The organism is Arthrobacter sp. ISL-28, assembly GCF_018613875.1.
Taxonomy (GTDB): domain Bacteria; phylum Actinomycetota; class Actinomycetes; order Actinomycetales; family Micrococcaceae; genus Arthrobacter.
This window is the reverse complement of sequence record NZ_JAGGPJ010000008.1, coordinates 40,527-62,773: the sequence shown is the minus strand read 5'-3', so window position 1 is coordinate 62,773 and position 22,247 is coordinate 40,527. Positions and strand designations below refer to the sequence as shown.

Here is a 22,247-nt window from a genome sequence, read left to right as displayed (position 1 = left end):
GGGCCCGGAACCTTGCACAAACCTTGGCAATTCTTGTGCCGGGATGTCCTGTGCCGGGACGGCAGGAGCCGAGGCAGGTCATAGGCGCGCCCGGGGGAATGCGTGAAACACCCTTAAGGGCTGCTCACAGAACTCGCGGATTGCAGTCGCCGTTCCATAACGACCGCCATTTGGCGCGCAATTTCCTGCGCCTCGGATTGCGGTAGTCCGGCGATGTTGAACGAGATTGTCACGTCACCTACTGCCACTGCTACGCCGGCCCCGGTCCTGGATTCTTCCGCCCCGGTGATTTTCCTGAAGGTGACGCCAAGTCCATGCCGAACCTCTGGGTCAAAGGCAGTGAAGTGGCTGCACTTGCCTAGTCGGCTCACGGTTTCCTGAATAACACGACGCGCTTCTTCAGCAGAGCGGCGCTGCACCAGGTGCCAGGCATAAGGGTAAAGGGGAGAACCTCCCGTCCATCCGGCCATCCTGAAGCCGCGGATCCCAGGCGAGGTGGATTCCGGGGTGCCAAAATACGCTTCATAACAGTCCTGGAACAGTCCCGGATTTGGGGCGGCAGTGGCCGGTCGGCCGAAATCCATGGGTTCGGGTTTACTTAGAGTGATGTCCTGACGGACGGCCGTATGGATTTCCGCCGTGGTCGGGAAGAGGTCCGCCAGCTGCTGGTCGCTAAACCTTGCGAAGGACACCTCCGGGGTTGAACATGCCGCCGTTGCCGTCAGGAAGGCGGCGAGAGCTGAGGCGGCAGCGAGGCGGCGAGCCGCGCCAAAGGAAATCTTTGCTCCCATCGAGTTCTCCCCGAGCAGTAGGACTCAAACGATCCGATGCCCCCTGCGGGCAATTTTAATCCCGAGGCGGCGTCCTGCCGGATGGTCTGCTAGGAAAGCTTCTCGATTTCGACAAACCTGATCCAGGTGGAGCCGCGGTTTGCGACGGTGTGGACAACGCCTGCCGGGCGGGCGATGCTCTGGCCGATGCTGAGCTCGACGGCGATCTCGGTGCCTTCGGCGTCCGTCGCCCAAAGAGTGCCCGCAGTGAGGGGCATCTGCCCCTAACCCCCAATACCAGTGCTTAAAACACAAGATCCGCACCGGGTATCCGGTGCGGATCTTCATTCTGTGCGCCCAAAGGGATTCGAACCCCTGACCTTCTGTTCCGTAGACAGACGCTCTATCCAGCTGAGCTATGGGCGCATCTTCCGGTCCCGGCGAACTTTCCGCTCGCCCCGAACCTCGAATAACTTTACGCGAGGACGTCCGTAGTTCCAAATCGGGGCCGGTGTAATATAGGCGACTAGACCGGTCTATGTGACCTTCGTCACGAATTTAGGGGAATCTCAATCTCTAAACCTTGATTTTCCGGGTTTTTGTCCCAGAAGCCATAGACATCCCACGTCTGACTTGGAATTGGACTAGATAGATCCCAAATAACATTTAGGACACACCACTGAACCCGAAGAAGGGAACCGTAATGGGCCATCTGGCGCGACTGCCGCTGCTTGAGAAAGCACCCACCACACATGCCGGCCTGCTGGCATGGGTTGAAGAGGTCGCTGGGCTGACCCAGCCGGACCGGATTCATTGGGTCGACGGCTCTGAGGAAGAAAACACCCGCCTGACCGACGAACTCGTGGCCGCGGGCACGCTGAAGCGGCTGAACCAGGAGCTGTTCCCCAACTCCTTCGCGGCTTTTTCCGACCCCGCCGACGTGGCACGCGTCGAAGAGCAGACGTTCATCTGCTCCGAGAAGAAGCATGACGCCGGGTTCACCAACAACTGGATGGCTCCGGCCGAGATGAAGGAGAAGCTGCGCGGGCTCTTCTCCGGCTCGATGCGCGGCCGCACCATGTACGTCATCCCGTTCGTCATGGGGCACCTTGACGCGGAAGACCCCAAGTTCGGCGTGGAGATCACGGACAGCGCCTACGTCGTGGCCTCGATGCGCATCATGGCCCGCATCGGCACCGATGTGCTGAACCGGATCACCGAAACCAACGCATTCTTCGTCCCGGCTTTGCACTCCCTGGGTGCTCCGCTGGAGGCCGGCCAGGCTGACGTCCCGTGGCCGTGCAACCCGGACAAGTGGATCGTCCACTTCCCCGAGGAGCGGTCCATCTGGTCCTTCGGCTCCGGCTACGGCGGAAACGCTCTCTTGGGCAAGAAGTGCTACGCCCTGCGCATCGCCTCCGTCATGGCGCATGACGAGGGATGGCTCGCCGAGCACATGCTGATCCTCAAGCTGACCTCGCCGGAACAGAAGACCTACTACGTCTCCGCGGCTTTCCCGTCCGCCTGCGGCAAGACCAACCTCGCCCTGCTGGATCCCACGATTGAAGGCTGGAAGGTGGAGACCCTCGGGGACGACATCACCTGGATGCGCTTCGGCAAGGAAGGCGAACTCCGCGCCGTCAACCCTGAGGCGGGCCTTTTCGGCGTCGCACCAGGCACCGGCTGGGGCACCAACCCCAACGCCATGCGCGCCATCGCCAAGGGCAACAGCATCTTCACCAACGTCGCACTGACCGACGACGGCGGCGTGTGGTGGGAAGGCATGACGGAGGAAGTTCCCGCCCACCTCACCGACTGGCAGGGCAACTCCTGGACGCCGGATGCCAGCAGGCCCGCAGCCCACCCGAACTCACGCTTCTGCACGCCGATCGACCAGATCGACATGCTGGCCGAGGAATACCACAGCCCCAACGGTGTGGAGCTCTCCGCAATCCTCTTCGGCGGACGCCGCAAGACCACCATTCCGCTGGTCACCCAGGCCCGCGACTGGTCCAACGGCATCTTCATGGGCGCCACGCTGTCCTCGGAAACCACGGCTGCAGCAGCCGGGGCTGTCGGCGTCGTGCGCCGTGACCCCATGGCCATGCTTCCGTTCATCGGTTACGACGCAGGTGACTACCTGAACCACTGGGTCAACCTGTCGGCCAAGGCCAACCCGGAACGCCTGCCCAAGATCTTCCTGGTCAACTGGTTCCGCCGCACCGCCGATGGCGGCTTCGCCTGGCCCGGCTTCGGGGACAACGCACGTGTCCTAAAGTGGGCCATCGAACGCCTTGAAGGCAAGGCTGACGCCGTGGAGACACCCATCGGCTTCGTGCCCACCGGAGATTCCATCGACCTCACCGGACTGGACATGACCACGGCGCAGGTGGAGGAAGCAGTGCACGTGGACCCCGCCGAGTGGGAGACCGAACTGGCTTCCATCGAGGAATGGTTCGCGAACTTCGGCAGCTCGCTGCCGGTAGCCCTGCAGCAGGAACTTGACGGGCTGAAGTCCCGCCTCGGCTAGTCCCCACTGTCTCCCTATCTCGTGGCCCCTCGGCAGCGTGGGCCCCACAGGCCATAAGTACGACGGCGGCCCCGCACCTTTCAGCGAAAGGTGCGGGGCCGCCGTCGGTCTTTGCGCCAACGCTCCTCCGGTTTAGTTGGCCAGCCAGATGTCCGGGCCGAAAACCTCATAGTGGATATTGGTGGCGGGAATGCCGGCATCGATTGCCTCATTGCGGATTTTCATCATGAAAGGAAGCGGGCCGCAGTCGCCCATGAGCCAATAGACCTCGGTCCATGCTTCGGCGATTTCCGGCATGTACTCCTGACGTAGTGGCCCGGGGCCTTCGTCCGGAACCGCGATACAAATAGTCGTATCTGGAAATGCGAGTATTTGCATCTAAGTTCCACACTCTGTAGAAGACAACTCCAAATCCTGCCGCCGGGATGTGGGTGCGGGGCCGGAATCGGTGCGGGGCGGCCAGGCTGTGGGCCCGTAGGGCGTGGGAAGGCTCAGGCCTGGGGGCGAAGACCGATCATCTGGAACACGGGGTCCATTTGGCGTGCCAAGGGAAGCTGCGCGACCACGACGTCATCGAGCTCCCGGTAGAACGCCTCGCGGGCACGGGCCAGGGCGGATCTTAGCCGGCACTCGTTGATCAGCGGACAATTACCGGAGGGGCTGATGCATTCGGCAGGATTCTCGCGGGTGTCGAGCTGCCGGAGGACATGTCCCACGGTGACGCGACGGCCTGCTGCGCTAAGCCTTGACCCGCCGTTGCGGCCTCGTTCAACGTCTATCAGCCCGAGGATCCGCAGCTTCGCCATGGCCTTGCTGACATGGTTGTAGGGCGTGCCCACCGCGTCTGCCACGCTCTGCGTGGTCAGAAGGTCATCATCAGGCGCGGCCGCGAGCACCATGAGAGCGCGCAGGCTGACGTCCGCGAAGGCATTGATTTTCATGACTCAAGCCTAATGACACTGTGCAAATGGAGGCGCCACATGCCTGGCCTAGTCCACCCAGATGATGGGATCGTTGGTATCCGCCGCCAGCTCCCCGAATTCCCACTCGCTAGTGGACTCATTCGCCACGTACGGGAGGACGGCTGCGAAGGTGCCGCCATCGCGGTGCTCCGTTGCCACGTGAATGGCGTCCGAGTCTTCCTCGACCAGTGTGATGTCGCAGACGATCGCGGCAGCCCGGAAGTCATCGCGGTTCTGGCGCAGGAGCTCGCTGATGTCGCTGATCATCGCATCGGCGTCGAACTCGTCGCCGGAGCCGGAATCCGCATCCGCCGGCGAGACCGCCACGAGGCGGACCTCGCCGTCGTTCTCCACCACGAGCGCGAACGGAAGGAAGCCGCCGCTGCGCTCAAGCTGCTCCTGCGCGGCCCCCATGCCGGTGCCCAGCAGGTTTTCAAGATCGGTGGCGGTGGCTTCCGGAACGGAGGTCCGCCACGACGTTGCGGTCGGCGTTGATTCTGGTTCTGCCATTGCCGCTGTCCTAGCCCCGGACCAGGGCGAGTACGCGGTCGCGGATGCGTTCCATGGTCGCCTGGTCCGTGGCTTCCGCATTCAGGCGAAGGTACGGCTCGGTGTTGGAGGGGCGCAGGTTGAACCAGTAGCTACCGTCGGCGGCCGTGAACGTGCTGCCGTCCATCGTGTCGACGACGACGTCCTCGCGGGCGAAGTCGGCACGGACACGCTCCACGGCGCCGGCCTTGTCGTCGATTTCGGAGTTGATTTCGCCGGAGGAAACGTAGGGCTCGTACTCGCGGCCGAGCTCGGAAAGCGGCCCGTCCTGCTCGCCCAGGGCGGCCAGCACGTGCATCGCGGCAAGCATGCCAGTATCTGCATTCCAGAAGTCACGGAAGTAGAAATGGGCGGAGTGCTCGCCGCCGAACACCGCGCCTTCCTTGGCCATGACTGCCTTGATGAAGGAATGGCCGACGCGGGTGCGGACCGCGCGGCCGCCGTCCTGCGCCACGAGCTCGGGGACAGCACGCGACGTCAGCAGATTGTGGATGATGGTGGGCGTTTCCTCACCCTGGGTTTTGGCGCGCGCGATCTCGCGGCGGGCCACCATGCCGGTGATGGCCGACGGCGATACTGCGTCGCCGTTTTCGTCGATGACGAAGCAGCGGTCCGCGTCGCCGTCGAATGCCAACCCGATATCTGCCCCGTGTTCGACGACGGCGGCCTGGAGGTCGCGCAGGTTTTCCGGCTCCAGGGGGTTGGCCGGGTGGTTCGGGAAGGAGCCGTCCAGCTCAAAGTACAGCGGGATGATGTCAAAAGGCAGCTTCGGCAGCAGTGCGTCACCGAGGACTGCGGGGGTGGTGAGTCCGGCCATGCCGTTGCCGGCGTCGACCACTACCTTCAGCGGGCGGGAACCGGAGAGGTCCACGAGTTTGCGCAGGTACTCGGCGTAGCCCTTGAGGACGTCCTGGACGCCGATCTGGCCGCGCGTTGCGGCGGCGGGGATGGATCCGGCATTGAGGTACTCTTCCGCGAGGGCCTGGACCTCTTTGAGTCCTGATTCCGAGGAGATGGGCACGGCGCCGGCCTTGGCCATCTTGATGCCGTTGTATTCGGCAGGGTTGTGGCTGGCGGTGAAGGTGGCGCCGGCCGCGTTGAGGGCGCCGCAGGCGTAGTAGAGCTCGTCCGTGGAGATCAGGTCCAGCAGCTGGACGTTGGCGCCGCGGGTGGCGGCGCCGTTGGCGAACGCCTTGCTGAACTCGGGGGAGGAGGGACGCATGTCGCCTCCGACCAGGACCGTTTGGCCTTCCAGCTCCAGCACGTCGACGAACGCGGCCCCCACGGCTTCGACGATTTCAGCCGTGATGGACTCGCCGACGATGCCGCGGACGTCATACGCCTTGAATGAGGCTGAAAGGTCAAAAATATTGGTCTGGTTGCTAGTCACGGGATTTATCTTACGTTGAAGCGCCAAATGGCTTGGGGAGGAGAAGTCACGCATTCTCCACATGGCGGGGCCGGTGCTTTGGAGTGTCAGAGGCGGCTGGGATACTGAATCAATGGCCACTAACCAGCACGCCGCAGTTCGTCCGTCCGTATCCAGCACCCAAACCGGCACTGAAACGGCGGTTTCGGGGAGCAGGGGCCAGGCCCTCGAGGTGCTGCAGGAGCTGGTGGGCCACCCCGCGGCTGACTTCCATGACGGCCAGTTCGAAGCCATCGAGGCCCTGGTCGATGGCGGCCGGCGGGCGCTCGTGGTGCAGCGGACAGGCTGGGGGAAGTCAGCGGTCTACTTCGTGGCGTCCTTGCTGCTCAGGCGGCGCGGCGCAGGGCCCACCCTCATAGTTTCGCCGCTCCTGGCACTGATGCGGGACCAGGTGGCTGCCGCCGCCCGTGCAGGGGTCCGGGCGGTCGCCATTAATTCCGCCAACCAGCTCGAGTGGGACACAGTGCGTGAGCAGCTCGCCGCGGACGAGGTGGATGTCCTGCTGGTTTCGCCTGAGCGGCTGACCAACCCTTCATTCCGGGAAAACCAGCTGCCCGAGCTGATCCGCCGCACCGGGCTCCTGGTCATTGACGAAGCCCACTGCATTTCGGACTGGGGACATGATTTCCGTCCTGACTACCGGCGGATCGCGGATCTCATCACCCAGCTTCCGGACACCGTTCCCGTTCTGGCCACCACGGCAACGGCCAACTCCCGGGTGGTCCACGACATCGAAGAACAGTTGGGTGCTGCCGTGCTCACCATCCGCGGCGCCTTGGGCAGGGAATCACTGCGGCTCGGCGTGCTCACGTTGCCCGATTCCCGTGAGCGGCTCGGCTGGCTGCTGACGCACCTGGCGGATTTACCCGGCAGCGGAATCATCTACACCCTGACGGTTTCGGCCGCCGAGGACACCGCCCGCCTGCTGGCCGAGGCAGGCCACGAGGTGCTGGCGTATACCGGCCGCACTGACCCCGCCGACCGTGAACGCGCTGAAAAGCTGCTCAAGGACAACGAAGTCAAGGCGCTTGTCGCCACTTCCGCGCTGGGCATGGGCTTCGACAAGCCGGATCTCGGCTTCGTGGTCCACCTCGGTGCGCCCTCCTCGCCGGTGGCGTACTACCAACAGGTGGGCCGTGCAGGCCGTGGCGCCGCCAATGCAGACGTCCTGCTGCTTCCCGGCGCCGAGGACCGCGACATCTGGCAGTACTTTGCCACGGCCTCCATGCCTTCGGAGGAGAAGGCCGCCGCAGTGCTGTCCGCGCTGGCGGAGGCCGGGACGGCAGTATCAACGGTGGCACTGGAAGCGCGGGTGGACTTGCGCAGGACTCCGCTGGAACTGCTGCTGAAGGTTCTTGCCGTCGATGGCGCTGTGGAGCGCGTGGGCGGAGGCTGGCGCTCCACCGGAATGCCCTGGACTTACGACGCCGAACGCTACCGCCGCATCGCGGAAGCCCGGGTGGACGAGCAGGATTCCATGGTCATCTACCAGGACACGGCCGGATGCCGGATGGAGTACATCACGTCAGTGCTGGATGACGAGACTGCCTCCGCCTGCGGGCGGTGCGACAACTGTGCAGGCCGGTGGTTCCCCGCGGTTATCGCGTCCTCGGCCACGGAGGCTGCCGGGCAAACGTTGAGCCGTGCCGGGATAGTGCTGGAGCCGCGGCTGCAGTGGCCGAGCGGAATGGACCGGCTGGGTGTGCCAGTCAAGGGAAAGATCAAGCCGGACGAAAACCTGGCCGACGGCCGAGTGCTGGCCCGCCTGACTGATCTGGGCTGGGGCGGGGCGCTGCGGGAGCTCTTCGCGGCGGGCGCGCCGGACCGCTCTGTGGATCCTGGAATGCTGCAGGCCTGCGTCCAGATGCTGCGCGAGTGGAGCGCCGGTGACGCACGCGTCCCGGGCTGGAGCGGGGCGGGCCGGCCGGCGGCAATCGTCAGCATGCCGTCGCGCGGCAAACCGGCCCTGGTGGAATCACTCGCGCGCGGCATCTCCGAGATCGGCCGCATCCCGTACCTGGGCCCGCTGGACATGGACCACGGCGGGCCCACCGGCGGCCGCGGCGGCAACAGCGCTTACCGCCTCGCCGGGGTATGGGACCGGCTGGTGGTGGGACCCGAGCTGGAGGCGGCCATGGCTGGCCTGGGCGGCCAGAGCGTGATGCTTATTGACGACCTCGTGGACAGCCGCTGGACCGTCACCGTGGCGGGCAGGGCCCTCAGGCGGGCCGGCGCCGGGGCCGTTCTGCCGCTGGCGCTCGCCCAGGCCGGCTGACCTCGGCGCCGGCATGCCGGTGCAGCGTCAGGCTGTCGGCTGTGCTGAGGAGCATCAGCAGGGCGATGGCGAGGAAGGCGCCGCGGTAGGCGGCCACGCCGTCCCCGTCCGGTCCGGCGCCGAGCAAGCCGCCTAACCCGGTGCCCAGCAGCGGGGCCGAGTCGAACATGCGGAGGAGGAGGGCGCCCACGGCGATCCCCGCTCCGGTGGCGAGCTGGACGAGGGTGGCCGAGACGGCGTTCGCCGAGGCCAGCTGTCCAGGCACGATGTCCGCGTACTGGACGGAGGCGTAGGCGGAGAACCCGATCGAGCGGAACGCTCCGCTGCAGGCGAGGAGCGCAAAGATCAGCGGCTCGGGCGTTTCCGGAGTGAGCAGGGCGCACAGCACGAAGGTCACTGCCGAGGCCAGGGAGGCGAAGACGAGGACAGGCTTGAACCCGAAGCGCCTGATCAGCGGCGTGGTCGCAGGCTTGATGCCGATGTTCCCGATGAACACCCCCGCCACCATGATGCCTGCATGCAGGGGACTCCAGCCGAAGCCCTCCTGGAACATCAGCGGGAGGAGGAAGGGCACGGCGCTGATCGTCAGCCGGTAGATGAAGCCGCCGGTGTTGGTCGCCCGGAACGTCCGCGTGGAAAAGACGGTCAGATCGAACAGCGGATTGGCTGCCCGGAGCATCCACAGGACTGCTGCAGCCAGGGCTGCCGCTCCGGCCGTTACGCTCAGCATGGTCCAGGGACCCTCCGGGTGGACGGTGGCCAGCTCCAGGCCCACCACCAGGGCGCCTACACTGAGGGTGGTGAGGACTAGCCCCAGCCAGTCGAGCCGGCGCTCCCGGTCACCCGACACCCGCGGCACGAGGCGGAGGGCGGCCAGGAAGGCCGCGGCACCAAGGGGCAGGTTGACCAGGAAAATCCAGTGCCAGGACAGGTACGTCGCCAACGCCCCGCCAATCATCGGGGCGAGCACCGGGGCCAGCAAGCCGGGCCACACGAGGTAGGCCGTGGCCCGCAGCAGCTCCGATTTGGGCGTCCCGCGGAGCACCACGAGCGTGCCAACGGGAACCATCATGGCGCCGCCGGCACCCTGCAGGATGCGGCTCAAGGTCAGCATCGTCAGGTCCTGGCTCACGGCGCAGAGCAGGGAAGCCGCTGTAAACAGTGCAATGGCGAGGCAAAAGATGCGGCGTGCTCCGACCCGTTCGGCGAGCCAGCCGCTGAGCGGGATACCCATGGCTACCGTCATCAGGTAGGCGGTCATGGTGATGTTGACCGCCGCGGCCCCCACGCCGAAGTCTGCGGCAATGCTGGGGATGGCTGTTGTCAGCACCGTCCCGTCCAGGAACTCCATGAAGAAGGTCGCGGCCACGAGCAGTGCCAGCCGGGGGTTCCACGGATGGGCCGCAGGGGCCTGACGGGGCGGTGGAGAGCCGCCTATGGGGTTGCCTTTCGGTACCTCCCGCCCTGGGTCGTTGGTCGCTCGGCTCATGCGTCCCGTGCCAGTTCTGCGTCCCGTGCCAGTTCCAGCACCGCCATGGCGGCATTGTGTCCTCCAATGGCGCTGACGGCTCCGCCACGGCGCGCACCGGAGCCGCACAGCAGAATGCGTTCGTCTCGGGTGGCTACGCCCCAGCGGAGGGCAGCGCTGTCCAAGGGCGTCCCGTCCTCGACGAACGGCCAGTCGAGGCCGCCGTGGAAGATATTGCCGCGGGGCATGCCGACGGCCCGCTGGATGTCCAACGTTGTCTTGGTTTCGATACAGCGGCTGCCGTCCGGTGCCGTCATGATGAGCGGTTCGATGGGCTCGGCGAGGACCGAATTCAGGGACCTCAGCACGGCCGCTTGGAGCTCAGCACGCCGGTCGTCGTTGTTCTCCTCTGTGATGAGGCGGTTCGGGACGTGCAGGCCGAAAACCGTCAGTGTGTGCGCTCCTGCGGCCTGGAGCTGCGGCGATAAGATACTGGGATCCGTCAGGGAGTGGCAGTAGATCTCGCAGGGCAGAGGCTCGGGGATGAATCCGGATTCTGCTGTCCGATAGGCCTGGTCCAACTGGTTCCACGTCTCATTGATATGGAACGTCCCGCCGAATGCGGACTCCGGGCTAACGGCCTTATCCAGGAGGCGCGGCAGTCTCGTGAGCAGCAGGTTCACCTTGACCTGCGCACCTTCGCGGAGGTGGTTCGGATTTGACGGTCCGGTGCCCGAACCGACGGACGGCGCCCGCAGCCGTTCCAGCACGGCCGGGGCAACGTTGGCGAGCACCCAGCTTGCCGTCGCCGCATGGTCTGCGCCCGCGTGGCGGTAACTCACGCATCCGGCAGGGTCGATCGCCGTCACTTCCGCGCCGGTGAGGAGGGCGGCGCCTGCATCGCGGGCGGCACGCTCCAGTTCTCCCGATACTGTCCCCATGCCGCCGATCGGCACGTCCCAGTTGCCAGTGCCCCCGCCGAGCAGGTGGTACAGGAAGCAGATGTTCTGCTGCAAGTCTTCCCCGCCCGCCTCCGCGAACGTGCCGATCAGCGCATCGGTCAGCACCACGCCGCGCACCAGGTCATGCTGCAGGGCGCCGGCAATGGCTTCGCCAATTGGCCGCTCCATCACGGCGTCCCACGCCTCTGACGCCCCGGCGGCCGCCGCCAGCCGCCGTGCCTCCGATCTCGTCGGTAACGGGGAGATCATGGTGGGCCACAGCGCTTCGGTGAGCTTGCGGCAGCTGGCATAGAACCTGCCGAAAGCTTCCGCTTCACCCATGGGGGCGCCGATGGCGGCGAATGAGGCTGCGGTGGACGCACCGTCGCCGTTGTCGATCAGGAGGCCACGCCCCGGGTGTGACGGGTCCGGTGTGTAGGAGGAATAACGACGGCGGGCCAGCCGGATCCGGAGCCCGAGGTCGTCGATGACCTGCTGGGGCAGGAGGCTGACCAGATACGAGTACCGTGACAGGCGGGCCCCGACGCCCTCGAAGGCCTGGGCTGAAACGGCGGCACCGCCGGTGTGATGGAGTTTTTCCAGCACCAGCACGCGGTGGCCTGCCTGCGCCAAGTAGGCCGCCGCCGCCAGGCCGTTGTGTCCGCCGCCTACGACTATGGAGTCGTATGCCTCGTTGCCAGTCATGCGATTATCCTGCCACTGGGGAGGGCAGGCTGCGCGATGAGTCCGCTTCCCGGACGGAATGCCCACACAAATCCCGGGAAGGCACAACCCGGGTCGGCACAACCCTTGCCTCAAAGGACCACAGACACGCAAAAGGCCCCGGTCCAAGGACCGGGGCCAAAAGCGGAGACGGGGGGATTTGAACCCCCGGTGGAGTTGTGCCCCACACTTCATTAGCAGTGAAGCCCATTCGGCCGCTCTGGCACGTCTCCAATTGCTATTCCTAGCCCACCAAGGATACGCAGAACGGGCCATTCAGTGCAAAACGAGGTCAGGCCGGCGCCCGGGCATGCCCCGTCCGGCGCCCCCCATGCCATTCCGGGACAGCCCAGCCTCAGGCCAGCCCCGGGTCAGTCAGCCCCGCCCGCCAGCGACGTCCAGAGAAAGTGCTGGCTGCGGCTCTGCAGTGCAGCAGACTGCCTGTTGTCAGAGGCTCCCGCGTGCCCGCCTTCGAGGGCCTCGTGGAACCAGACGTTGGGGATGCCCATGGCCTGCATGCGCGCGGCCATCTTACGTGCCTGCACGGGGCCCACCCTGTCGTCCGACGTTGCGGTCCAGATGAAGGTTTCCGGGTAGTCCACCTCATCCTTCAGCAGATGGTACGGCGAGAAGGTTCTGATGAATTCCCAGTGCTCGGGGACGTCCGGGTCTCCATATTCGGCGATCCACGAATGGCCGGCGGAGAGCCTGGTGTACCGGCGCATGTCCAGCAGGGGCACGCCGCAGGAGACCGCGCCGAAGAGCTCGGGGTACCGCGTCAGCATGTTGCCCACGAGGAGTCCGCCGTTGGAGCCGCCCACGCAGCCGAGGCGCTCCCGGCTCGTCACACCGCGGGAGATGAGGTCCTTGGCGACCGCGGCGAAGTCCTCATAGGCGCGGTGCCGCTTATCCTGCAGGGCCGCCCTGTGCCAGGACGGGCCGTATTCTCCGCCGCCGCGGATATTGGCCACGACGTACACGCCGCCGCGGCTGTGCGGTCCAGCTCCGTCGATGCCGGCCGATTCCGCCGTGCGCCGCTCAAGCCAGGCCCGGCCCACCGCGCCGCTGTAGGCAGGGGTACGGGAGACCTCGAAGCCGCCATACCCTGACAGCTGGGTGGGGTTCTGGCCGTCGAGCACGAGGTTGCGCGCCGCGATCTGGAAGTAGGGCACGCGGGTGCCGTCCTCGGACACCGCAAAGTGCTGCTGCACCTCATAGCCGTTATCGTTGAAGAACGACGGCGACCGCTTGATGACCGCATGACTGCTCACCACGCCTGCGTCCCGGCTTTCTTCCACGTTGCCGCTGCCGGTGTCGGTGCCGCTTCCGGTCACTTGGCGTACACGGGTCGGGTTTTCGCGGGTGAGCGTTCCGCGCATCAGGGTTGTGGGGGTGGTGAAGCCGGTGGCGACGAGCCAGAAATCGTCACCGGCTCCCTTGGGGCTGCCGGGAGAGCGGTGGTCGCCATCAGAGCCGCCTTCGGCTTCGTCCTCGTCGTCCACGGCGAAAGCGTTGACGTCGTGGAGGGGCGGGCAGGCATCCAGCTGGGAGGACGCCCACGCCCCGGTGCCAAGTCCGGTCCCTGCCCCGATATTTAAGGCGGGCTGCGAAGGATCCAGCACCCGGATTTCCGACGAAACATCACACAGCAGATTCAGCAGCAGGAAGGTCCGCGTCCAGCTCCACGACTGCAGAGAGGTGTGGGCATCCGGCGTAAAGAGGACGGTCAGCCCGCGCTCGCCATTAGTGAAGCGGTCAAAGTCCGCCGCGAGCAGCGAACCGGCCGGGTAGCTCGTTCCGTCCACGGTCCACTCGCCCTGGGGCCGGAAGAGCAGCCATTCCCGGTGTGCGCTGAGGTTGACGTCCGTGGGTACGTCGATGGACGTCCACGTCCCGTCCTGCAGCACCGACGTTGTCCGGTTGAAGAAGTCGATCCAGTCAACGGCGAGTGTCCGCTCGAATCCAGGAGTGGAGTCGTGGGCCACGATCGCCATCATGTGGTCCTTGGGGATCTCGAAGATCCGGGGCGCGTCGGCCAGGGACTGGCCCCGGTGCAGCCGCACCGCCGTGCGTGCGTAGGAGGACGCGGTCTGAGGCAGCTCCTCCGCCGTACTGGCAACCAGCAGCGTGTCCGCATCCAGCCACGACACGTTGCCCTTCGCCGTCGGAAGGTCAAAGCCCCCTGTGACGGGGTCAACGAAACGGCGGGTCTCGACGTCGAACTCGCGGTAACGGTTGGCGTCGCCGCCGTCGGGGGAGAGGGCCAGCAGGGCCAGCCGGTAGGGCTGGCCGGGTTCCGGCCGGAGGAAGTTCGCCCCGTGGAAGACCCATTCCTCCCCCTCCGCCGCGGCAAGGGCGTCCACATCCAGCAGCACGTCCCATTCCGGAGCATCGCTGCAGTAGCTCTCCCACGTGGTCCGGCGCCACAGGCCCTTCGGGTTCTGCCGGTCCTTCCAGAAGTTGTAGTACCAGGCGCCGCGCTTGGTCACCATGGCGATCTTGTCCGTGGAGTCCAGCACCTCGAGGATCTCCCCCTCGAGGCGGGCGTAGTCCGCGTCCTCCAGCAGGTCCTCCGTCCGGGCGTTCTGCTCACGGACCCAGGCCAGCTGTTCCTCGCCGTAGATGTCCTCCAGCCAGATGTTTTCGTCGGTGGGCTCGGGCGCGGTTGCAGGGAGAACGGCGCCGGAGGCGAATGCAGCATCGGCTGCGGTGGTGGTCATGCTTCATCCAAACAACATCCCGGCTCAGCTAGCAAGTCACATGCCGATACTCTGGATGCCGTGGTCACATCGCAAAGCATCCGGACGGCACTGATAGGCGCCGGTCCGAGGGGTACCAGCGTGCTGGAGCGGCTGCTCGCCAACTGGGCCGCCGTCACCCCGTCCGGAACTGCTTCGTCCGGAACTGCTTCGTCCGGTTCTGGCCCGGCCAACCCGAAGACCCGCCTGCACATCGATGTCATCGATCCTTATCCGGCGGGTCCGGGCCACGTGTGGCAGCCCGGGCAGTCGCGGCTGTACCTGATGAACACCCAGTCGTTTTACCCCACACTCATCCCTGAGGACCCCCGGCTTGCCGCCCCGCTGGCCGGCACAACGTTCGATCGCTGGCGGACCCGCCAGCAGCACGATCCCCTCCCTGTCCTGACTGACGACGAGCGCGCGGAACTAGCGGTCCTCGAGCCCGGCGACTTCCCCAGCCGCCCCTTGTACGGGCGGTACCTCCGCTCCACCCTTGAAGACCTGCTTGCCGTCCTGCCCAACGGCGTCACAGTGGACTTCCACGAAACGTCGGCCACCGCCGTGCGCCCCTCACCGGACGGAACGTTCGACGTCGAACTGGCCGGCAGCGCGACGCTCACCGCAGACTCCGTGGTGTTCGCGCTGGGCCACCTGGACTCCCGGCTCAGCCCGGAGCAGCGGCAACTGCAGGCAGCTGCCACCCAGTTTGGGCTCCGCTACTTTCCACCGGCCATTCCTGCCGACGTCGACTGGACGGCCGTTCCGGCGCAGGAACCGGTGCTTGTCCGCGGGATGGGCTTGAACTTCTTCGACGTGATGGGCCAGCTCACGGAGGGACGGGGCGGCAAGTTCGTGGACGCGGGGGACAGGCTTGAATATCGCCCATCGGGCCAGGAACCGTTGATCATCGCGGCGTCCCGGCGCGGCACGCCGTACCGCTCCAAGGCCACGCTTGAAGGCTATTACCCGGCCTCGGTGAAGCTGCGGTATTTCACCGAGGCGGCCCTGCGGCGCTTTACCTCGGCCGGCATCGTTCCGGCCTTCGACCACGACCTGTGGCCCCTCCTGCACCGTGACGCCCTGTGGGCCTACTACTCCACGCTGATGCGCGCCGAGCCCGGTGCCGTGAGGGATCCGGGAAAGTTTCTCAAGGAACTGGATGAGGCGCTGCACCCGCACGCCCACACCACCGCCAACTGGGAAGAGACGGCCAAGGCCACCATTGAAGCCCATGTCCGGCCGGACAGCAGGCTGGACCTGCTGCGCCTCGCGGCGCCGCTGTCGGGACGGTCATTCAACACCCGTGCTGAACTGGACGCCGCCGTCGTTGACTATCTCCTGGATGATGCCCGCCGTTCAGCCCTTGGCGAGGACGACCCCGTCAAGATGGCCATCGGCGCTCTGCACCACGGCCGTGCCTTGCTGAAAACAGCGGTGGCCGACGGCGGCATCACCGACGAATCGTGGGTCGCCGGGCTGCGCGGGTGGTTTGAGTCGTTCGTGGAGGGCCTCGCCAGCGGTCCGCCTGCGCTCCGGGCCGAGCAGTTGGCGGCGCTGGCCCGCGCCGGCGTGGTCAGTTTCGTCGGGCCGGATCCCAAGTTCGGGCTCGACCGAAAGTCCGGGTTTTTTACCGCCGCCTCGCCGTGGGTGGACGACGCTCCCGCGAAGGCCCGCACCCTCGTCGAGGCGCTTGCTCCGGCCAACCGGGTGACCATCAGCGCGTCACCGCTGATGGAGCAGCTCCTCGCCGACGGGCTGGTACGGCCGCGGATGATGATGTCGGTGGAAGGAACCCCAGTGCAGTCCTCGGGGCTGGACGTCAGCCCGCACCCGTACCGGCCGGTGGCGGCCAACGGAGTGACTGCCGAGCGGCTCTTCGTGCTGGGGCTTCAGCTCTCGGCCACCCAGTGGGGGACGGCGATTGCCGCCGAAGCCGTGCAGAAGGCAGGCCCGGTCTACGCAAGCGGGCAGCGCACCCTGCGGGATGCTGATGAGATTGCCCGCGCCGTCCTGGGTCTCTGATTCGACCCTCCTGCAGTTTCTGCCGCCTTTCCCGCGACCCTCCCGCAGTTTCTGCCGCCTGTCCGTCAACCCTCCCGCAGTTTCTGCCGCCTGTCCGTCACCCCTCCCGCAGCTTAAGCGGAGAATCCCCCCGCCCCCGCGGGGAGCATACTCTGTGGGGTTTGGGAGTTAGCCCCCAAGCAGTTCCGATACTCCGTCCAGGCGATGGCGTACCTGATCCAGCCCGCGAGGTCGTACCATGCCGTGGGCGGGACCGGTGGGGTGCAGACCGGCCGCACAGGCCCGCTTGCTGCGACTGTAATCGCGGTTTTGACCACCGTTCCCGACTCCACCGCCGTGAGTGTCAGCGTTCCCGCTCCCGGGGAAACTTTGGCGGGAACCGTGAGATTCACGGTGGCCGCTCCGCCGGAGACCGGAACCGTGCCCAGCGCGGCAGCCGTGCCGGCGGCGTCGGTGAATACCGCGTCCAACGACCTGTTGACTGGGCTGCCCAGCGAGGTGAGGTCCAGCTTGGAGACGGTCAGTGTCATGGCGTCGCCGCGCTTGAGCTCGGCTGCCGTGCTGTTGACCAGGGCCACTGTGCGGCGGGCGAAGTCCGGCGAGACCGGATTGTGCTCCTGAAGGTACTTGATCCAGGCGTCCCGGTCCACGAGTCCCGAGTCCTCCGTGCCGGTACCCTCCTTGAAGATCCGGAAGTTGTCACCGCCGGTGGCAAGAAAGCTGAACGTGCCGATCCGGTAGGACTTCGCCGGATCCATGAAGGCCCCGTTCACGCGGACAGAGGTGATGCGGTCGCCGGCGGGGCGGGCTGCGTCGTAGGTGTAGTTGACGTTCTTGGACAGCCCCAGCTGCTGGTAGGGGCGGCTGGGAACGGTGCCGTCCGGATTGGTCTGCCATTGCTGTTCCAGCAGCGTCTTGAACTGTGCGCCGGTCAGGGACGTGGTCCACAGGTTGTTCACGAACGGCAAAACAGAATTGGCCTCGGCATAAGTGATGGTTCCGTCGGGTGCGAAGTACAGCTCATTCCGCAGCCCGCCGGGATTCACGACGCCGATTTCGGCGCCGCCAGCATCCGGCGCCTTGAGTGCGTCCACGAGGGAGTCCGCCACCAGGTTGCCCAGGGTGGACTCACCGGCGCGGTCGTCCCTCTTGGCCGGCGTTGTCTCGGTGGCGGGCGTGAACGCCGTCGTGATATCCGCCGTCACCCTGCCTACCGGCTCGTTGCCGATCTCAGCGGCGGCCGCGAGAGCCTTCGTCACGATGTCATCGACGGCGGCGACCCGGGGGTACAGGGCGATCAGCTCCGCGGCTGCGTCCGTGGTGCGTTTGACGTTTGCGGCGTTGTACCCGGTGACCCTCTTGGTTGCAGTGTCGATGGTCAACTGGATCTGGCCGATGTTCTCGCCGTAGTTGCCCGTCTGGACGATAGGCCGGGTTTTGCCTGGGACCCCGGGAACAGGGGCGTCCCAGGCGTACTCCTTGTGGGTATGGCCGGTGAAGATGGCGTCCACGTCGGCGGAGGTTTCGGTGACCAGCTTGGCGAAGGGGCCGCCGGCGGCGACTTCCTGTTCCAGGGTGCCGCCTTCGGGCGTACCCGAACCGGCGCCGTCGTGGTTTTCCGCAATGATGACGTCCGCAAGGCCGTCCGCCTTGATCCTGGCCGCGACGCGGTTGATGGCATCAACGGGATCCCCGAAATCGAGTTCCGTGATCCCCGCGGGCGTGACGAGGGTGGGCACTTCCTCGGTCACGGTACCGATCACGGCCACCTTGATGCCGTTCATCTCCAGGACGGTGAACTCCGGAAGGACGGGGTCGGTGGTGCCCTTCCTGTACACGTTGGCCCCCAGGTACGGGAACCTGGTGCCCGCGGCGATGCGGTCCCGCAGGTCGGCCCAGCCGCCGTCGAACTCGTGGTTGCCCACTGCGGACGCCTTGACCTCGAGTGCGTTCAGGACGTCGATGGTGGGCTGGTCCTTCGCGACGGCAGAGGCGAACAGCGAGGCACCGATGTTGTCTCCGGCGGAGAGGAAGGCCGTGGCCCCCGGAGCGGCTGCGGCGCGCAGCTTCTCGACTGTGCCGGCGAACAGGACGGTGTTCGTATCGATGCGGCCGTGGAAATCGTTGATGCCCAGGAAGTTCAGGTCAATGGTGGCCGGTGTCTCGGGTGCCGCCGGAAGATTGAGCCCAACTACGACGGGGTCATGGTCGCTGGCCCGGTACTGGTCGGGCGCATAGTAGTTGGTCACACTGCTGTTATACCTGCTGTATTCCAAAGCGACGGATTCCACCGAATTGATGTTCCAGATGTCGGCGCCCGCCACTGCCGAGTCCGCAGCGGGGGACGCCATGACGTGGTCAAGCGAGCTCCACTGACAAAGCTGCGCCCAGCGTGAATTTTCAAGGTTTGGGGTACATCCGCCCTGACTTTCACCTAGGTGTCCCGGTAAGGGACCCAATCGAATGTGTCCGGGTCGTGCCAGCAGACAGACCGGACAGCTTCTCTTGAGGCAGTTCCGGCCCATCAGAACAGGGCCGGATGAACACGGGGTGATGGGGCGTGCATTCGGCGGAACGCGCCCCAGCGGAACGGTCTGCCTCCGGCCAGCAGAAAGACTGCCGGCCAGTAGCTTGAGTGGAAGCTACTGGCCGGCATATTTTTCGGAGTATCTGCGATACGGAATGGCCTCAGGCCTCAGCGGGCTGCCCGGCTTCAGGCCTGGGCGCCCTGGCCGTGTCCGCGATGATCTTGAACATGGCCCCGGTGGGATCAGTCAGAGTCGCCAGCCGCCCAAAGGGTGTGTCGTCGGGTCCGTCGACGAGGCTGGCGCCCATGCTAACGGCTTTGTCGATGGCTGCGTCGGCATCTTCCACGGCGAAATACACCTCCCACTTGGACGGGACTTCAGCAGGGAGATAGGACGAGGCATCCATGATGCCGGCCTTCGCCTCCCGGCCCGCGCCGAGCGTCGTGTAGCGGAACTCCGGCGTGTCGCTCATGACGTCCGTGTCCCACCCGAAGACCTCTTGGTAGAACTTCACCGCGGTGTCGTACTCCTTGGTGTGAAGCTCGTGCCAGGCAGCGGTGCCGGGTTCGGCCACCAGCTCGTAGCCGCGCATTTCGCGGGGCTGCCAGACGCCGACAGCAGCGCCCGAGGGATCGCCGAAGAATGCCATGTGGCCTTGCTCGGGGACGTCCATGGGCTCCATGTACACCTGGCCGCCGTTGGCAGTGACAGCCGCGGCTGTGGCTGTCACGTCGTCCGTGCGCAGGTAGGTGGACCACGTGTCCGGCATGGTGGCCTGGTCCTCCTGCTTCTGCATGATTCCCGCGACCTTCTTGCCGTTCTTGTGTGCGGTGATGTAGCCGGCGTATTTTTCCTGGTCGCCGGTCTGGAAGTCCCAGCCGAACAGTTCGCCGTAGAACTGCTTGGCGGTATCGGTGCTGGAGGTCATCAGGTCAATCCAGCAGGGTGCTCCGGGCGTGATGTCAGGGGTAGGCATAGTCAGCTCCTGGTGTGGGCTGCGGAATGAATCCGCAGTTCAAGGGATGTGGAGACAGCACCGACCCTATGCCTGGGCTATGACAGTTTCAATGGTTCCGCGTTCAGAGCCGGTCTGAATACGACGTGGTGGGCTCGTTGTCGTCGTCGGCTTCAACCCACTCAATGAAGTCCTTGAGCGACATGCACCAGTAGTAGTCCGAGTACCTCAGTCGCTGCTTCTCGGCCTTGCTCACGACGGCGACCTCCCCCCAATAGCGTCGGCTGATGCGGATTGATGCCCGTCCACGAAATCCGCGGCATGAGCACCGTTTTGGTTCCTTCAAGTGAACGCCCCCGAGGGCCCTCTTCGCATGAGTGGTGCGTACTCGATTTTTCCGGCGCCAGGTACTCGCAACTACTTGTTTTGACGTGCTGCGTACCGGCTATACCTGCTCATGAAAAAGACCGGTTGAGCCGCTCTCTCGATTGGCTCAACCGGTCCCTGACCATGCGCACAGGGCGCCACGCGGAAGGTAAGAGATTCGAACTCTTGGTACGGGGTTACCGCACACTGGTTTTCAAGACCAGCTCCTTCGGCCGCTCGGACAACCTTCCCTGACTAGTAGTGTTTCATAGGCAGCTGGCTGCAACAAAAACCGAAAAATGGCGGTTGCTGCCAGTGCACATTATTTTTGGGGCAGGAATCAGCAAGGAAATCGGGAGTTCTCCATGAAAGCCGTCTACATCTCGGAGCCGGGCGGGCCGGAAGTGCTGGAAGTCCGCGACGTTCCGGCTCCGGTTCCCGGCCAGGGCGAAGTCCTGATCGACGTCGTGGCCGCGGGCCTGAACCGGGCAGACGTACACCAGAGGAAGGGCTTTTATCCGCCGCCTCGAGGTGCATCGGAAATTCCCGGGCTGGAGGTTTCGGGGCGCATCGCCGGATTCGGGCCGGGCGTCACCAAGCCGTTTTCCGTCGGCGACAAGGTGGTGGCACTGCTCGCCGGCGGAGGCTATGCCGAGCAGGTGACGGTCCGCTCGGAGCAGGTGCTGAGGGTTCCCGACGGCGTTGATCTGGTCACCGCTGCTGCCCTTCCGGAAGTTGCGGCAACCGTGTACTCGAACCTCATCATGACTGCGCAGCTACAGCCCGGCGAGACGGTCCTGATCCACGGAGCCACCGGCGGTATCGGCACCATGGCCATCCAGTTCGCAAAGGCGTTCGGCGCGACGGTTGCCACCACTGCGGGCACCGACGAGAAAGTGAGCACCGCCAAAGCCTTCCTGGGGGCGGACATTGCCATCAACTATGCGGAGGAGAACTTTGCTGAGAGCCTCCGGGCCCAGAACGGCGGCAGGGGCGCGGACGTGATCCTGGATGTCGTGGGTGCGAAATACCTGCAGCAGAACGTAGATGCCCTCGACGAGTACGGCCGGCTCATCGTCATCGGGCTGCAGGGCGGCGCCAAGGGTGAACTGGACCTGGGACAGCTGCTGCGGAAACGTGCAGCGGTGGTTGCGACGGCGCTGCGGCCCAGGCCCGCTGAAGAGAAGGGCGTCATCATGGCGGCTGTCCGGGATGCCATCTGGCCCCTGATCGCCGACGGGCGGATCCACCCCCTCGTGGCGAAGACGTTTCCGCTGGACCAGGTCCAGACGGCCCACGAATACTTCGACTCCGGCGAGCACGTGGGCAAGATCCTGCTGGTGATGTAGTGTCCATCCGGCACAGCATTCTTGCCCTGCTTCAGGACCGCCCACGGTACGGGTACCAGCTCAGAAGCGAGTTCCAGGAGCGAACGGGTTCCACCTGGCCGCTGAACATCGGTCAGGTCTACACCACGCTTGACCGGCTGGAACGCGACGGCCTGGTTCGGAAGGACGGCGGCGACGGCGACCGTCATGTCGTCTACAGCATCACGGACGCCGGATCAGAGCAGGTGCAGGGATGGTTTTCAGCGCCCGTGGAGCGCAGCAGCCCGCCCCGGAACGAGCTCGCCATCAAGCTGTCGCTGGCTCTTACGCTGCCGGGCGTTGACATGACGGACGTCATCCGGGCGCAGCGTGCCGCGTCCCTGGCAGCGCTGCAGGACTACACCAAGTCCCGGCGGGAGACGTCCGCCAGCCAGCGCAGCTCCGACCTCGCCTGGTTGGTGGTGCTGGACTCATTGATCTTCCAGACGGAGGCGGAGATCCGCTGGCTCGATCTCTGCGAGGCCCGCATGGCACAACTGGGTCACCCGGGGCGCTAACCACAGGGCGCACACCGCTGACCGCTGACTTGCGACCGCTCGGCGCTTGGGCCCGCGGCACACCGCAGTTGTCCGTCTCGATTTCGGAACGCGTTGGTAGGGT

At 65.6% G+C, this 22,247-nt stretch carries 16 protein-coding genes, 3 tRNA genes and 1 pseudogene; 5 read left to right on the top strand and 15 right to left on the bottom strand.

The genetic code is table 11. The features are described from left to right. Nucleotides 1–113: 113 nt before the first annotated feature. From J7E80_RS07100 to J7E80_RS07090, 3 genes are all read right to left on the bottom strand, one after another. A complete protein-coding gene (locus J7E80_RS07100; RefSeq protein ID WP_215050779.1) occupies nt 114–584 on the bottom strand; it encodes a hypothetical protein in 471 nt (156 codons plus the stop codon). A gap of 296 nt (nt 585–880) precedes the next feature. Then, on the bottom strand, nt 881–1,048 hold the full coding sequence (locus J7E80_RS07095) for a hypothetical protein (protein WP_215050778.1): 168 nt from the start codon (nt 1,046–1,048) through the stop codon (nt 881–883). A gap of 74 nt (nt 1,049–1,122) precedes the next feature. Continuing rightward, nucleotides 1,123–1,196, bottom strand: a tRNA-Arg gene (locus J7E80_RS07090). Between the two features lie 277 nt (nt 1,197–1,473). Here J7E80_RS07090 and J7E80_RS07085 point away from each other — a divergent pair. Next, a complete protein-coding gene (locus J7E80_RS07085; protein WP_215050777.1) occupies nt 1,474–3,300 on the top strand; it encodes a phosphoenolpyruvate carboxykinase (GTP) in 1,827 nt (608 codons plus the stop codon). A 132-nt stretch (nt 3,301–3,432) separates the two neighbouring features. On the opposite strand, the gene J7E80_RS07080 is transcribed toward J7E80_RS07085, so the two are convergent. The 4 genes from J7E80_RS07080 to J7E80_RS07065 form a co-directional block, all read right to left on the bottom strand. Beyond that, complete coding sequence (locus J7E80_RS07080) at nt 3,433–3,597, bottom strand: hypothetical protein (protein ID WP_215050879.1); 165 nt, start codon at nt 3,595–3,597, stop codon at nt 3,433–3,435. A 194-nt stretch (nt 3,598–3,791) separates the two neighbouring features. Beyond that, nucleotides 3,792–4,241 carry an Rrf2 family transcriptional regulator gene (locus J7E80_RS07075; RefSeq protein ID WP_215050776.1) on the bottom strand — a complete coding sequence of 150 codons (450 nt, stop codon included), beginning with the start codon at nt 4,239–4,241 and terminating at the stop codon, nt 3,792–3,794. 48 nt (nt 4,242–4,289) lie between these two features. After that, complete coding sequence (locus tag J7E80_RS07070) at nt 4,290–4,772, bottom strand: hypothetical protein (protein ID WP_215050775.1); 483 nt, start codon at nt 4,770–4,772, stop codon at nt 4,290–4,292. 10 nt (nt 4,773–4,782) lie between these two features. Further along, on the bottom strand, nt 4,783–6,201 hold the full coding sequence (locus J7E80_RS07065; RefSeq protein ID WP_215050774.1) for a phosphomannomutase/phosphoglucomutase: 1,419 nt from the start codon (nt 6,199–6,201) through the stop codon (nt 4,783–4,785). Between the two features lie 112 nt (nt 6,202–6,313). On the opposite strand from J7E80_RS07065, the gene J7E80_RS07060 reads away from it, so the two are divergent. Next, on the top strand, nt 6,314–8,515 hold the full coding sequence (locus J7E80_RS07060; protein WP_215050773.1) for an ATP-dependent DNA helicase RecQ: 2,202 nt from the start codon (nt 6,314–6,316) through the stop codon (nt 8,513–8,515). Here the strand turns inward: J7E80_RS07060 and J7E80_RS07055 are convergent. The 4 genes from J7E80_RS07055 to J7E80_RS07040 form a co-directional block, all read right to left on the bottom strand. Next, entirely contained in the window at nt 8,460–9,866 is a 1,407-nt protein-coding gene (locus J7E80_RS07055) for an MFS transporter (RefSeq protein WP_396020730.1), read from the bottom strand. The genes J7E80_RS07060 and J7E80_RS07055 overlap by 56 nt on opposite strands. Before the next feature lie 134 nt (nt 9,867–10,000). Then, the gene (locus J7E80_RS07050) at nt 10,001–11,629 is read right to left on the bottom strand and encodes an NAD(P)/FAD-dependent oxidoreductase (RefSeq protein ID WP_215050771.1); all 1,629 of its coding nucleotides are present in this window, start codon (nt 11,627–11,629) and stop codon (nt 10,001–10,003) included. 163 nt (nt 11,630–11,792) lie between these two features. Then, a tRNA-Ser gene (locus J7E80_RS07045) sits at nt 11,793–11,880 on the bottom strand. Nucleotides 11,881–12,018: 138 nt separating this feature from the next. Next, nucleotides 12,019–14,367, bottom strand: a complete 2,349-nt coding sequence (locus J7E80_RS07040; RefSeq protein WP_215050770.1) for a prolyl oligopeptidase family protein — start codon at nt 14,365–14,367, stop codon at nt 12,019–12,021. 60 nt (nt 14,368–14,427) lie between these two features. Between J7E80_RS07040 and J7E80_RS07035 the strand changes: the two genes are divergently transcribed. Further along, entirely contained in the window at nt 14,428–16,410 is a 1,983-nt protein-coding gene (locus tag J7E80_RS07035; RefSeq protein ID WP_215050769.1) for an FAD/NAD(P)-binding domain-containing protein, read from the top strand. Nucleotides 16,411–16,523: 113 nt separating this feature from the next. Here the strand turns inward: J7E80_RS07035 and J7E80_RS07030 are convergent. From J7E80_RS07030 to J7E80_RS07020, 4 genes and pseudogenes are all read right to left on the bottom strand, one after another. Further along, a pseudogene (locus J7E80_RS07030) lies at nt 16,524–18,776 on the bottom strand (5'-nucleotidase C-terminal domain-containing protein); the annotation flags it as partial. A 322-nt stretch (nt 18,777–19,098) separates the two neighbouring features. Beyond that, nucleotides 19,099–19,914, bottom strand: coding sequence for a VOC family protein (locus tag J7E80_RS07025; RefSeq protein ID WP_215050768.1), 816 nt, complete (start codon nt 19,912–19,914; stop codon nt 19,099–19,101). Nucleotides 19,915–20,017: 103 nt separating this feature from the next. Continuing rightward, complete coding sequence (locus J7E80_RS24220) at nt 20,018–20,149, bottom strand: hypothetical protein (RefSeq protein WP_285291825.1); 132 nt, start codon at nt 20,147–20,149, stop codon at nt 20,018–20,020. A gap of 273 nt (nt 20,150–20,422) precedes the next feature. Then, a tRNA-Ser gene (locus tag J7E80_RS07020) sits at nt 20,423–20,510 on the bottom strand. Between the two features lie 114 nt (nt 20,511–20,624). On the opposite strand from J7E80_RS07020, the gene J7E80_RS07015 reads away from it, so the two are divergent. Together J7E80_RS07015 and J7E80_RS07010 are read left to right on the top strand one after the other, a co-directional pair. After that, nucleotides 20,625–21,608, top strand: coding sequence for an NAD(P)H-quinone oxidoreductase (locus J7E80_RS07015; RefSeq protein WP_215050767.1), 984 nt, complete (start codon nt 20,625–20,627; stop codon nt 21,606–21,608). After that, complete coding sequence (locus J7E80_RS07010; protein WP_215050766.1) at nt 21,608–22,144, top strand: PadR family transcriptional regulator; 537 nt, start codon at nt 21,608–21,610, stop codon at nt 22,142–22,144. Before J7E80_RS07015 ends, J7E80_RS07010 begins: the two co-directional genes overlap by 1 nt. Nucleotides 22,145–22,247: the final 103 nt, after the last annotated feature.

Bases quoted from the DNA above. Each gene is read 5' to 3' on its own strand.
- J7E80_RS07100 (WP_215050779.1), bottom strand. From the start codon at position 584: ATGGATTTCGGCCGACCGGCCACTGCCGCCCCAAATCCGGGACTGTTC.
- J7E80_RS07095 (WP_215050778.1), bottom strand. From the start codon at position 1,048: ATGCCCCTCACTGCGGGCACTCTTTGGGCGACGGACGCCGAAGGCACC.
- J7E80_RS07085 (WP_215050777.1), top strand. From the start codon at position 1,474: ATGGGCCATCTGGCGCGACTGCCGCTGCTTGAGAAAGCACCCACCACA.
- J7E80_RS07080 (WP_215050879.1), bottom strand. From the start codon at position 3,597: ATGCCGGAAATCGCCGAAGCATGGACCGAGGTCTATTGGCTCATGGGC.
- J7E80_RS07075 (WP_215050776.1), bottom strand. From the start codon at position 4,241: ATGAAAATCAATGCCTTCGCGGACGTCAGCCTGCGCGCTCTCATGGTG.
- J7E80_RS07070 (WP_215050775.1), bottom strand. From the start codon at position 4,772: ATGGCAGAACCAGAATCAACGCCGACCGCAACGTCGTGGCGGACCTCC.
- J7E80_RS07060 (WP_215050773.1), top strand. From the start codon at position 6,314: ATGGCCACTAACCAGCACGCCGCAGTTCGTCCGTCCGTATCCAGCACC.
- J7E80_RS07055 (WP_396020730.1), bottom strand. From the start codon at position 9,866: ATGGAGTTCCTGGACGGGACGGTGCTGACAACAGCCATCCCCAGCATT.
- J7E80_RS07050 (WP_215050771.1), bottom strand. From the start codon at position 11,629: ATGACTGGCAACGAGGCATACGACTCCATAGTCGTAGGCGGCGGACAC.
- J7E80_RS07040 (WP_215050770.1), bottom strand. From the start codon at position 14,367: ATGACCACCACCGCAGCCGATGCTGCATTCGCCTCCGGCGCCGTTCTC.
- J7E80_RS07025 (WP_215050768.1), bottom strand. From the start codon at position 19,914: ATGCCTACCCCTGACATCACGCCCGGAGCACCCTGCTGGATTGACCTG.
- J7E80_RS07015 (WP_215050767.1), top strand. From the start codon at position 20,625: ATGAAAGCCGTCTACATCTCGGAGCCGGGCGGGCCGGAAGTGCTGGAA.